Source organism: Blautia sp. NSJ-175, assembly GCF_022867815.1.
Classification (GTDB): Bacteria; Bacillota; Clostridia; order Lachnospirales; family Lachnospiraceae; genus Blautia; species Blautia celeris.
This window is the reverse complement of sequence record NZ_JALIFQ010000006.1, coordinates 289,872-302,783: the sequence shown is the minus strand read 5'-3', so window position 1 is coordinate 302,783 and position 12,912 is coordinate 289,872. Positions and strand designations below refer to the sequence as shown.

General features: G+C 49.7%; 9 protein-coding genes, 1 pseudogene and 1 riboswitch. Of the genes and pseudogenes, 5 read left to right on the top strand and 5 right to left on the bottom strand.

Annotation, left to right across the window (positions count from 1 at the left end; genetic code table 11):
- Positions 1-19: 19 nt before the first annotated feature.
- Positions 20-127, bottom strand: a riboswitch (TPP riboswitch).
- Between the two features lie 55 nt (positions 128-182).
- The 4 genes and pseudogenes from MUB35_RS12225 to MUB35_RS12210 form a co-directional block, all read right to left on the bottom strand.
- The gene (locus MUB35_RS12225) at positions 183-1,712 is read right to left on the bottom strand and encodes an ATP-binding cassette domain-containing protein (protein WP_244806283.1); all 1,530 of its coding nucleotides are present in this window, start codon (positions 1,710-1,712) and stop codon (positions 183-185) included.
- 285 nt (positions 1,713-1,997) lie between these two features.
- Positions 1,998-3,239 (bottom strand): sensor domain-containing diguanylate cyclase, encoded by a 1,242-nt coding sequence (locus MUB35_RS12220; RefSeq protein WP_227211133.1) that lies wholly within the window; start codon positions 3,237-3,239, stop codon positions 1,998-2,000.
- A 141-nt stretch (positions 3,240-3,380) separates the two neighbouring features.
- Positions 3,381-3,845 (bottom strand): annotated as a pseudogene (locus MUB35_RS30810) (YbaK/EbsC family protein); the annotation flags it as partial.
- A gap of 15 nt (positions 3,846-3,860) precedes the next feature.
- Complete coding sequence (locus MUB35_RS12210; RefSeq protein ID WP_033140491.1) at positions 3,861-4,214, bottom strand: arsenate reductase family protein; 354 nt, start codon at positions 4,212-4,214, stop codon at positions 3,861-3,863.
- 274 nt (positions 4,215-4,488) lie between these two features.
- Here MUB35_RS12210 and pflB point away from each other — a divergent pair, with 274 nt between their 5' ends.
- The 5 genes from pflB (at position 4,489) to MUB35_RS12185 (ending at position 11,606) form a co-directional block, all read left to right on the top strand.
- The gene (pflB, locus tag MUB35_RS12205; protein ID WP_244806282.1) at positions 4,489-6,714 is read left to right on the top strand and encodes a formate C-acetyltransferase; all 2,226 of its coding nucleotides are present in this window, start codon (positions 4,489-4,491) and stop codon (positions 6,712-6,714) included.
- A 19-nt stretch (positions 6,715-6,733) separates the two neighbouring features.
- Positions 6,734-7,501, top strand: a complete 768-nt coding sequence (pflA, locus tag MUB35_RS12200; protein WP_033140493.1) for a pyruvate formate-lyase-activating protein — start codon at positions 6,734-6,736, stop codon at positions 7,499-7,501.
- A gap of 151 nt (positions 7,502-7,652) precedes the next feature.
- Positions 7,653-9,086 carry a PucR family transcriptional regulator gene (locus MUB35_RS12195; protein WP_187370525.1) on the top strand — a complete coding sequence of 478 codons (1,434 nt, stop codon included), beginning with the start codon at positions 7,653-7,655 and terminating at the stop codon, positions 9,084-9,086.
- 327 nt (positions 9,087-9,413) lie between these two features.
- Positions 9,414-10,589 carry an MFS transporter gene (locus MUB35_RS12190; RefSeq protein WP_052099259.1) on the top strand — a complete coding sequence of 392 codons (1,176 nt, stop codon included), beginning with the start codon at positions 9,414-9,416 and terminating at the stop codon, positions 10,587-10,589.
- Between the two features lie 27 nt (positions 10,590-10,616).
- Positions 10,617-11,606, top strand: a complete 990-nt coding sequence (locus MUB35_RS12185; protein ID WP_227211092.1) for a uroporphyrinogen decarboxylase family protein — start codon at positions 10,617-10,619, stop codon at positions 11,604-11,606.
- Positions 11,607-11,657: 51 nt separating this feature from the next.
- On the opposite strand, the gene MUB35_RS12180 is transcribed toward MUB35_RS12185, so the two are convergent.
- Positions 11,658-12,758, bottom strand: a complete 1,101-nt coding sequence (locus MUB35_RS12180; protein ID WP_244806281.1) for a DUF362 domain-containing protein — start codon at positions 12,756-12,758, stop codon at positions 11,658-11,660.
- Positions 12,759-12,912 lie beyond the last annotated feature (154 nt).

Sequence of the window (12,912 nt, the reverse complement as noted above, 5' to 3'; positions counted from 1 at the left end):
GGAGACGCCAACACGTCTCCCGGAATCGTCCTTCTCTCCCTACGCTGGCATTACCCATATCAGGTTAAAGGGTCGAAGTTGATTACTTCCTCTCAGCCTGCCGCTACAGGCTCCCCTGATGAATTAACTGACTATAAGAATACCACACCTGCCTGTATCTGTCAAATACTCCCTGTCTATCCTCATTTCTTCTCCAGCCCTCTGCCTGTGAGTTCATAGATGGTATCGCACACCTCCTCCATATATTTCCTGTCATGGGAGATACTGATGACTGCCCCCTCAAAATCAGCCAGCAGTTTTCGGATGACCGGCCCGGAGAGCGGTGAAAAGTTTCTGGTCGGCTCATCCAGAAGGAGCACATTGCTGCCGTCCAGGCTCATTTTCAGAAAGAACAGCTTTGCCTTTTGTCCGCCGGAAAGCTGGGAGATGCAGTGGTCCATCTCATCCGCCGTGTATTTCATACTGCCCAGATAGGTGCGTATCCTGCTGATTTCTTCTTTGTCACCCGTCTTCTCAAGAAATTCCGGCGGAGTCCTGCTGCCGTCCATTTTTTCCTCATAGTTCTGCGGCATATAAGCGGCCCGGATATCGGTACGCCCCTCCATGGTTGCAGCAATTTTTTTAAGAAGTGTTGTCTTTCCCGTACCGTTTGCCCCGGTAATGCAGATTTTTTCCGGTCCTTTTACAGTCAGATGAATCTGTGTTGAGAGCAGCCTGTCTCCAACCGCGAGTCTGTCGAGAGAATACTCCAGCACTGTCTTACCGTTTGGAATGGAGGTGCCCTTTTGAAAACGGATAAAAATGGCATCCTCTGTCTCGGGTATCTCCGTCCTGTCCTCCGCCTCCCTCTGATACCGGCGTTCCATGGCTTTTACCGCATGCATTTTCTTTTTCAAAAGCTTGCCTCCGTGAGGATTCTGCCGGCTGATATTTCTCTGATCACTCTCCACTTTCTGCTGGATCCTGCGGAACCGTTCCTCCTGTTTTTCAGCTTCCTCCCGCTCTTTTCTTGCGATGCGTTCCTGATTGGCGAGCCCTCTTGCCCTGTTTTCCATATACGTTTTGTAGTCCATCTTTGCCACCGTGTACCTGGGCTTTGTCTTTCTGTTGATCTGCTCCAGATGAATGATGACATTGGCTGTGCGCTCGATCAATGTCTCATCATGGGAGATATAGAGGATGGGAATATGACTGCTGTTCATAAACTGTTCCATCCACTCCAAAGTCCTGATATCAATGTCATTGGACGGCTCATCCAGCAGAAGGATATGGGGATTTCCCATGAGGATTCCCGCCATCTGCAGCTTGATTTTCTCTCCGCCGGAGAGCTCTCCCATCTTCTGCTGGGAATAGTAAATATCCGCCGGTATTCCAAGCTCCCTGCTTATCTTTGACAGCTCTTTGGGGGACATATTATAAAAGTCTGATTCTTCCGTGAAAAACTCCCAGATGCTTTTCTCCCGATTCCGCTCTTCCAGCTCCTGGGGCAGATACCCTGCCTTTATGTGGTTTTTGACAATCTCCCCTGTATACTCTGCGTAGGAGTCCACCAGAGCCGGGTCATAGATAAGCTTTAAAAGGGTGGATTTTCCGTTTCCCTCCTCACCGATCATGACTGCCCTGTCCCCCTTGTTCAGTACAAAAGAAAAATCCTCCACCAGGGTTCTCATATCTTTTTTATGTGTAACAGTCAGATTCTTAATCTGCAGCATTATGCATACCTTCTTTCCTGATATAAAAAGAGCCTGCTTCTCCACCGGAAAAACAGACTCTTAAATACGCGCACCCATATCGGGTTCGCTGAAGATATCATCATAGGGATACCATTCTCCAGTCAGTCTACTCTCCGGCAACGAAAACAGACCTGCTGTGCAGGTAATGCTCTGTCTTCCATGCTCCGAATCATAAACTACTGAATCATCCTATCCCTCTTTTCTTTTTCATTCTTTAAGCAGAATACTCTGCAGATTTCATTCTATATTATGCAGTACGCCCTGTCAAGCGTCATTTTCACTGTATACCCTGAAGGAGCGTTTTCCTGCCCGCTTTGCCTCATACAAGGCCTCATCGGCACGCCGGTACATCTCCTCATAGGAAAGCTTACTGCCGGTCTGGTAAGATACACCTGCGGACAGAGTCACATTGTACTGCTCCACGCTCTCGTCCTGCAGCGTGTATGTGACAAGCTGCTGCAGCCGTTTCAGACAGACGCCCTTATCCCTGACATCCTCCAAAAATACCATAAATTCATCTCCGCCGATACGGGCACAGATATCATTTTTCCGGAAAGTGGACTGCAGGGCACAGGCTACCTGCAGAAGAATGTTGTCGCCAAAGGGATGCCCGTAGGTGTCATTAAGCATTTTAAATCCGTCCACATCCAGCATGATCATCATACAGGAGGTGGTCTGTTCCATACTTTTCAGCCGCCGTTTGATAAGCCGCTCCCCTGACCTGCGGTTGTAAATACCGGTCAGACAGTCCTTTTCCGCTCCCTGTCGATAGTAAATCTCCCGCATGGTCTGCTCATGGGTGTCCAGCATTCTGCCGATTTTTCTGTCAAAGCCGCCGTCCTTCCCCTTAAAATGTGCGATCTGGCATCTGGTCCACAGGTTATTGCCTTCCCCGTCCACCATGACCACATCCTGCTCTTCCTTGTCAAAGCTCTGTTCCTCCATGGGATAACTGTGCACAAAGAGCTTCACCTCTCCCTTTTTCTCACAGTTTTCACACATAAAAGGAATGAAATCCTTCTTCCTGGGCGGTCTTCCGAAGCGCTGCTCAAAGCAGCCATAGACATCAATGGTACAGTCTTTGCAGTGTATGTCAAAATCCACATCATTTGCCAGCGTGGTGAGTACCCTCTGCAGATGATCCCTGCGGTTCACCAGCTTCCGCAGCCTGATTTTTTCTGTAGCATCCACGAGAAAGACGTAAAAGTAATACTTTCCGTTCTCCTCCTCCACCAGGCGTCCGTAGTCCTCCACCCACAAAACCGTTCCGTCCTGGCAGCAGATTCTGTATTCCACATAATCGTATGTGTCTGACGCGATCTGCGCCATGATCTCGCTCTCCACCCGTTCCAGATCCCCGGGATGCACCATTCCCCGGAAGGAACCGCCTGTAAGCGCCTGGAAAGCCTCCATATCCCTGCACCGGAAAAGTTTTAATACGTTCTCATTGACATAGGTGATCTTCTCGTCGCCATCAGCCTCATAGATAAAAAAGCCCCCCGGCATACGGGACAGATACTTTTTTGACGGTTCCGGCACTGACGGCGTATCAGGCACAGATGGCATTTCCGGCACTGACGGCGTTTCTGACTCAGACGGCTTTTCCGGCACAAACGGCTTTTCCGGCACAAACGGCTTTTCCGGCTGCCATCCCCGGCATACATCGATCCATTCCCGGCTGCCGGCGTATTTTTCCAACTCGCCCGGCGTCAGCTCTATGGCGCTGCTGGCACTTCCGCAGGCCGGAAATACTGTCTTAAATCTCTTCAGGGAAATATCTAAAAACACCTGTACATCAGCCGGAATCCCGAAGGGGCATACTCCGCCCACTGCATGTCCTGTCCTTGTTTCCACCTCATCGGGAGAAAGCATTTTGGCCTTTGTATGAAAATAATCCTTGAACTTTTTGTTGTCCACCCTGGCGTCCCCTGCCATCACCACAAGGACCGTCCTGCCGTCAACCAAAAAGGACAGGGTTTTGGCAATGCGTTCCGGTTCGCATCCGGCAGCCTTTGCCGCCAGCTCCACGGTAGCTGAGGACTGGGAAAATTCCATGATCCGCTCCTCCATGCCAAAACCTCTGAAATACTCCTTTACTTTTTCAATTGCCATTTCCGCACCTCTTTTTTACAGACCGAGCTTTTCCATCCACTCTTTTTCCTTAAACCCCGTGACAACAAAAGATTCTCCCACCAGCACCGGACGCTTCACCAGCATACCATCCGTGGCAAGCAGGTCAAGCTGCTGCTCCTCGCTCATTTCCGGCAGCTTATCTTTCAGTTTCAGCTCCTTGTATTTCATACCGCTGGTATTAAAAAAACGTTTCAGGGGCAGACCGCTTGCGTGATACCAGGTCTCCAGCTCCTCCCTGGTGGGATTCTCTTCTATAATATGGCGGTCCTCAAACTCTATCCCCTTCTCTATAAGCCATTTCTTTGCCTTCTGGCAGGTGCTGCATTTTGGATACTCTATAAATAACATATGTGTAATGCCTCCTTTTTATGGTTCTAGTTTATCATTATACTTTCACGCTTTCAACTACAAAAAACCTTCTTTGCCTTCTCTCTTTGTATTTTATTCAGTACTTTTTTAATCCAGATTGACAACAGGCTATTGGCTGTGCTATTTATATAGCATAGGTTACATTTTGTATACAATATACAATTTGGGAATATCTGGTAACCTTTTTCTTCGAGGCTGCTGCACATATTTTTGTCAGCTTTGATTCATGATTACAGCAGGAGGTAAATACTTTATGAGAACAGAATGGAAAAGCTTTACAGGCGGTGCCTGGGAAAAAGAGATCAATGTGCGGGACTTTATCCAGCAGAATTATACACCATATAAGGGAGACGGAAAGTTCCTTAAAGAGGCCACAGAGGACACCAAAGACCTGTGGCAGCAGGTTCTTGCCCTTATGAAAGAGGAGCGGGAAAAGGGCGGGGTTCTGGATATGGACACCAAAACCGTCTCCACCATCACTTCCCATGGCCCCGGATACCTGGATAAAGACAAGGAAAAGATCGTGGGCCTGCAGACAGACAAGCCACTGAAACGCTCCATGCAGCCATACGGCGGTATCCGTATGGCAGTCAAAGCCTGCGAGGACAATGGCTACCGTGTGGACCCTGAGGTTGTGGAGTATTTCACCACTCACAGAAAGACGCACAATGCCGGTGTGTTTGATGCCTACACCCCTGAAATGCGTGCCTGCCGTTCCAATCATATTATCACCGGACTACCGGATGCCTACGGCAGAGGGCGTATCATCGGCGACTACAGAAGGGCTGCCCTCTACGGTGTGGACCGCCTGATCGAAGAGAAAGAGGAAGAAAAAGCCACCACACGCAGCATTATGTATTCCGATGTTATCCGTGAGCGCGAAGAACTCTCCGAACAGATCCGCGCGCTGAAAATGTTAAAGGAACTGGCCCGCATTTACGGCTGCGACATTTCCAAACCCGCTGAGAATATTCTGGAGGCCACACAGGCACTTTACTTTGCCTACCTGGCAGCCGTGAAGGAACAGAACGGGGCAGCCATGAGCCTTGGCCGCACTTCCACGTTCCTGGATATCTACGCAGAGAGGGATTTAAGAGAAGGGACCTTCACGGAATCCCAGATTCAGGAGATCATTGACCAGTTTATCATGAAGCTCCGCCTTGTCTGCTTTGCCCGCACCCCTGACTATAACCAGATCTTCGCGGGAGACCCTACCTGGGTGACAGAATCCATCGGCGGCATGGGACTGGACGGCCGTCCTCTGGTGACAAAAATGTCCTTCCGTTACCTTCATACCCTGGACAACCTGGGTGCTGCTCCGGAACCGAACCTGACTGTTTTGTGGTCCTCCGGGCTTCCGGAAAGCTTCAAGGAATACTGCGCCGAAATCTCCATCCGTCACTCTGCCATCCAGTATGAAAATGATGATATCATGCGCCCGGTACACGGGGATGACTACGGCATTGCCTGCTGTGTATCCTCCATGCGCATCGGCAAAGAGATGCAGTTCTTCGGTGCCCGTGCCAACCTGGCAAAATGTCTGCTCTATGCCATCAACGGCGGTGTAGATGAGGTTTCCGGACAGCAGGTAGGCCCAAAATTCCGCCCTGTCACATCTGAATATCTGGATTATGACGAGGTGATGGAAAAATACAGAGACATGATGAAATGGCTGGCAGGTGTCTATGTGAACGCTCTGAACATCATCCATTACATGCATGACAAATACAGCTATGAACGCCTGCAGATGGCGCTCCATGACAAGGAAGTACGCCGCTGGTTCGCCACCGGAATCGCCGGATTTTCCGTTGTGGCGGACTCTCTCTCCGCCATTAAGTATGCCAGAGTAAAGCCGGTCCGCAACGAACAGGGAATCGCTGTTGATTTTGAGATTGAAGGAGATTTCCCCAAATACGGAAACGATGATGACCGGGCAGATGAGATCGCCCAGGAGGTGCTTCATACCTTTATGCAGTATATCAAAGGCAACCATACGTACCGCGGAGGTGTCCCCACCACATCCATCCTGACGATCACCTCCAATGTGTCCTACGGCAAAAACACCGGCTCCACCCCGGACGGCAGAAAAGCCGGAGAAGCCTTCGCCCCGGGTGCCAATCCCATGCACGGACGTGATACCAACGGCGCGGTCGCATCCATGGCCACGGTTGCCAAAATGCCGTTCATGGATGCCCAGGACGGTATCTCCAATACCTTCTCCATCGTACCGGATGCCCTGGGCAAAAACGGAAATGCAGAGAAAAATCTGGTGGCACTTTTGGATGGATATGCGGCAAAAGGCGGGCATCACCTGAACGTAAATGTATTCAACAGGGACACACTTCTGGACGCACAGAAACACCCGGAAAAGTATCCGCAGCTCACCATCCGTGTATCCGGTTATGCTGTAAACTTTATCAAGCTGACCAAAGAACAGCAGGATGAAGTGATCTCCAGAACCTTCCATCAGAATATATAAAGGAAAGGCAGGTGTCCACATGAAAGGATATATCCACTCTCTGGAAAGCTTCGGAACCGTGGACGGCCCGGGAGTCCGCTATGTGGTATTTTTCCAGGGCTGTCCCATGCGCTGTCTGTACTGCCACAATCCTGATACCTGGAACCCCGGGGAGGGCCGGCTCATGGACACAGAGGAGATCATAGCCTCCGTGAACCGGAACCGTGCCTTCTATTCCACGGGCGGTCTTACCGCCACAGGGGGAGAGCCGCTTCTGCAGCTTTCCTTCCTGACAGAGCTGTTTGAAAAGGCAAAGGCACAGGGTATCCACACCTGCCTGGACACCTCCGGTGTTACCTTCCGAGGCGGCAGTTCAAAGTACCTTGGGAAGTTAGACCGGCTCCTAAAGTCCACGGATCTGGTCATGCTGGACATTAAGCATATCCACGATGAAACCCACAAAAACCTGACTGGGCATTCCAACAAAGATATCCTTCAGTTCGCCGGATATCTGGATGCGCACCGGATTCCCCTCTGGGTCCGCCATGTGGCGGTTCCCGGCATTACCTGTGACCGGGAATCCCTCCGTTCCCTTGGAAAATTTCTCGGTACCCTTAAGAATCTGAAGGCCGTGGAGGTTCTTCCTTATCACTCCATGGGGAAAATCAAGTACGAGAATCTGGGACTTAAATATCCTATGGGCGATACAGAAGAGGCAACAAAAGAGGATGCCAAAAAAGCATACGAAATCATTCTGGACGGAATGGAGAGCGTGACCCATACCAGGTTCGTCTCCCATTTCACCTGACACTTTGACCCGCCGGATTTTCCTTCTCCGGCGGGTTTTTTGCCGCTTTCTCTGCCGACACCTCTCGACTTTTTCTGCAGATTGTATTATACTTTGATATAAAGCTGCATATCAGCATAACCTGCTTATGCAGAACAGGGGGATTTTTATTATGAAACTGAGTATGTGGATGATAGCCAACAGGCTCAAACCGCTGAATCCTGAGTTCCAGATCAGCGATGGTTCGCCTGCTGTTTTAAAGAGTGCCCGGCGTGCCTATGCCACCAACTGCGTTTATGTGTTTCCCAGCGGAAACGACGTTATCTGCCAATGGGAAAACGACACCATCAGACTGAAAGATATACAATTTGACGAAGCCTTTGAAATCATTCAGGGCATCTTTGATTTTTATGAGGACTGGGATGCCGCCATCGTCTCAGCCGCGGAACAGGGGGATTACCAGAAGATCCTGGATGAAAGCTGGCACTGTTTCCACAATCCCATGGTCCTGCTGGACGCCAACTGCAATGTTCTTGCATACAGCCAGCAGTATAAAGAGGTTTATGTGGACGAGGAGTGGGCACACCTGATGGAATACGGCTGCAGCTCCATTGACAGCATCCGTTTTATGAGACGTGACTGCACGGACCAGAACTTTTTTAATGTGGGAGCCACCAAATATCATTTTGACAGGAAAGCACTCTCTGACTGCCTCTCATCATTTATCTATTATGACCGTGCCCAGTGCGGACGGATCACCTTGGTGGAACGAAACCGAAAGCTCAATACCGGGGACTGCCAGCTTCTGGACCATATCACACGGCTTCTTGCTGTTTCCATGGGAAAAGCAGGGCCTGCCGCGCCTCCGGATGGTGACCATTACAGTGTGTTCCGAGATCTGATCAAGGGGATTTCCGTCAGTGACAGAGAGCTTGGACGGCAGTTGGAAGTCAATGACTGGTCCACAGAGGATACCTACGGCCTCTGGGTGTTTCACGGGGAAAACGGGGTTCTGGAGGAACAGGTGCTTCTTCTGGCTGCCCACATGATATCCCAGCAGCTGCCCCACTGTGAGATCTTCTGCCTGGATGGCAGCGTGGTGCTTCTCTATAATGAAAAACGGGAGACCTCTGACACTTTAAAACACCGCCTGAGCCGCCTTGTGCGCCATAACCATATGCGAGCCGGCATCAGCCTTCCGTCCTGTTTCCTAAAAGACATTCAATATCACTACAAACAGGCACTTTTTGCCCTGGAGGAAAAGCTGCCGGACAAACATTACTATGATTTTTATCCCAGGGCCATTGACTACATAATCAAAAACAGTGCCCCTGATGTCCTTCTGGCGGCCTGCCATCCGGACATCATCCGGTTTCACCGACTGGATCTGAATCAGCCCACAGAACGGGTGCGCACCATGGCGGCTTATCTGAACAATGAGCGCTCTCTTCTTCACACTTCCGAAGAACTGTTTGTCCACAGGAATACACTGGTGTACCGAATCAAAAAAATAACGGAGGAGCTTAGCTGCAATCTGGAGGAAGGTTATACCCGTGATTATATGAAGCTCTCCATCCGTATCCTGAAACTTTTCGGCTGTATTTAATGCCGCACATCTGCCGGCTGTCATCGCAGGAGTCTGTTCCCTAGACGTGTACAGACTTCTGCAATTTTTTTAGTTTTCTGCACATCTCTGCCATTTTTCTTATGCAGTACGAATAATCACCTGTTTTTCCATAAAATTTCGTATTTCCCAACTGTAGTTTTTATATCTCCTTTTTCTTATAATCTAAGTATAGTAGTTGTTCGGTAATTCTGCAGAACATTCAAACAATATATGCAGAACACTGATTTTGCTGTTATTTCCGGAAAATGCGAAACCAACTGACCGCAGCACAAAAAGAGAGAATGAAAAGAAAAAGGAGGCTTTCGTATGAGCACTACGAAAAATAAGGTTGGTCTGAAAGAGACCATAGCCATACTATCTCTATATTTTGTATCCATGGGATTTACTGTTGTGACGCCTGCTATGGCGAAACTGGCAGCAGCTTTTCCTGACAACAACTTTTCCCTGATATCCACCCTTCCCACCCTCTTCGTGGTATTTGCCACCCTATGGGCAGGTACTGTGGCAGGGAAAAAGGTAAAATACCGCACCCTGGCCCTGACCGGCTGTATTATTTTCACTGTATCCGGCACACTTCCCGCCATCGTGGGCGGTTCCTTTGCCTTTATCCTGGTGACACGCGCACTGGTAGGTATCGGCCTGGGCCTCATGGCTCCTCTTGGAAACGCACTGATCATCGGTCTGTATGAAGGCCAGAAACAGGCAGCTTACCTGGGATACGGCACACTGCTTATGAACGGCGGCGGTATTATTCTCCAGATGCTTGGCGGCGCTCTGGCTGATATCGGCTGGAAGACCACCTTCTTCGGACATCTTCTGGGCGTCATCTCCATCGTATGTCTGATCTTCCTGCCGGAACCCGAAAAAGCTCCTGTACAGCAGGAAACCGGCGGCAAACCGGCAGCAAAAGACAAAATATCACCTTTTGTATACGCCATTGCCATTTTGTTTCTGCTGTTTAATGTATTGAACTACCCTGTTATGCTGAACATGTCCCTGATGTTTGAAATGAAGGGTGCCGGCGGTGCGACCATGGCTGCAACAGCTCTGTCCCTTTACACAGTTGCCGGATGTGTGGCAGGTTTCCTGTTCGGTACGATCTTCAAGATAATGAAACGTTTCTGTCTTCCCATTGCCTTCTTCCTCTGGGCAATCGGCGCTTACTGCATTTACATAGGCAAAACCATGGTGGTCATGTCAGCAGGTACTATTTTGATCGGATTCGCATTCTCCGTGATCATGCCTGCAGCCTTCACACTGGTTGGTATGCGTACCCCGCCTTCCACAGTGGCGATCGGAACTTCCATTGTCATGGCACTTATGAACCTGGGCGGCTTCCTCAGCAGCTTCTGGCTGTCTCTGCTGAAAGCGATCTGCGGTGAAAATATTTACTCTCCGCTGCTGGTGGAAACTGTAATCATTGCGGTACTGGGCGTTGTATTTTTGATCTACAACCCTTTCCCAAAACAGGCTGAGCAGTAAAAGCACCCCTTTACAGGAGGAAACTATATGCTGACGAAAAGAGAAAATTTCCTGGAAACCATTCGGGGCGGCAGACCTGACCGTTTTGTCAACCAATATGAAGCTTTCCGGATACTTTACAATCCCGTTATGATGCACAGCCCAATGCCCGGCCCCGGGGATCTATATGTGGTGAATGACTGGGGAATCGTAAATTCATGGCCGGCCGGAACACCGGGACCTTTCCCGGTACACAAGCCGGAAACCATTGTCATCAAGGATATTACCCACTGGAGAGATTATGTCCATGCCCCCGCCACCAAATATTCGGAGGCGGAGTGGGAGCCGTTTATCAAACAGGCGGAAGAGGTGGACCGGAAAGAATATTTTGCTACCCCCTTCGTGGCGCCGGGGCTTTTTGAACAGTGCCACCACCTGGGTGAGATTCAGAACACTCTCATCAACTTCTATGAGGAGCCTGAATACATGCACGAGCTGATCGACTATCTGACGGAATACGAACTGTCCCTTGCGGAGGAAATCTGTACGCATTTAAAACCGGATGCCCTGTTCCACCACGACGACTGGGGAAGCCAGACTTCCACCTTCATCTCACCGGAAATGTTTGAGGAATTCTACCTTCCGTCCTATAAGAAGATTTACGGGCTGTACAAATCCATGGGTGTGGAAGTGATCATACATCACTCCGATTCCTATGCGGCAACCCTGGTCCCCTACATGGTTGAGATGGGTATTGATGTATGGCAGGGAGTCATGTGCTCCAATAATATCCCGGATCTGATCGCAAAATACGGCGGGAAACTTTCTTTCATGGGCGGCATAGACAGTGCAAAAGTGGATTATGAAGGCTGGACAAGAGAAGTGATCGCAAAAGAAGTACGGCGTGCCTGCGAAGAAAACGGCAGATTGTATTTCATCCCCAACACTTCTCAGGGACTTCCCATGAGTACCTTCCCCGGTGTCTATGAGACAGTGACCGAGGAAATAGATAAATACAGCAAAGTGGTTTTTGGTTAATACCCTTTAAAAGGGCGCCCTGCAGTTCCCGCTGCAAAGGCGCCCTTCCTTTTATTCCTGTTTTTCAATATAATCTTTTAAAAATTCATAGATCTGATTCTCCGTTGGCGGACATCCCTTCAGGGAGTGCCGGAAGCATCTGGTACAATTGCCGATTCCAAGCTCCCCGGATTTTTTCTGAAATCCCTGTCCGATGCAGATCTTTGTCTTCAGCTCTTTGAAAAGCCCTTCCTCCTTCAGTTGGTCCAGAGCAGGGATCAGATATCCATAACAGGCACTGCAGGATTCCACCTCCTCCACAGCGTCCTGAAGCTCCACGATTTTTCTCTTGACAGGCACATGAACGGAATGCTCCTGTTCATTGCAGGCGCGAAGCACGGCTTTTGAAAAATCAGCGCTTCCCACTCCCAGCTTCTCCGCTATTTTTATATATGGCACCTCCTCTGTTTCATAATTCAGAAGATGGCATACATAGGTGTCACAGAGCACCGGGTCGGCTGCCGCTAAAATCCTGTCCATCACCACCGGATTGCCCCCGTCCTCAAAGTCCAGGTCCCCGCAGATGTTGTCCACCACAATGAAATCCTGGCGCAATACTGTGTTCAGATGAGCAATCGGCTTGTGCAGCCCCATGGCGTGAAAATGTCTCTTCTCTTTATTGGGTATCAGCCCCTTCATGTTTTTCAGGGCACAGGTGACCTTTGTCTGGCAGTGTCCCTTCAGCACAGGCACATTGATCAGAAAATCAAGGGCCAGGGCACTGTCACAGATCTGCAGCTTCATTCCCGCACAGTCACAGGATGTGGTGCTGTCCTTCTGGGTATCCACAAGTTCTACCCCATATTGCTTTGCCAGACTGTCATATCCGCACACCTGAAAAGCCTCCGCAGTCCGGTCTCCCACCCAGGAGCCCTCCAGGATCACCATGTTTTCATAGTTTCTCTCCTGCAGATATTCCAGGATCCCGGCAATGATCTCCGGGTGTGTAGTAGCCCCGTAGGAAGCCTCTGTGGGGGATACCAGATTGGGCTTAATACCGATGCGGCATCTTCTGTCAGGTATCCGTGTGTCCAGTTCTGCCTCTCTTAAAAGGCGCTTTGTCATCTCTTTGTAGTCTTTTCCGTGTATCATCAGAATTTCGTTTTTTTCCATTTCTCTGCCGGCTCCTTTATCGCCTCTTTTCTCTGGAAAACAGGCATTTTTTTCATTTTACTGTCACCAAAATAGTATCATAATTCCCCTGTATATGCTATACTTGTTTTATGGATTTTCCGCTGTCAAAAGCCTGCGGCAGCGGTACGTAAAT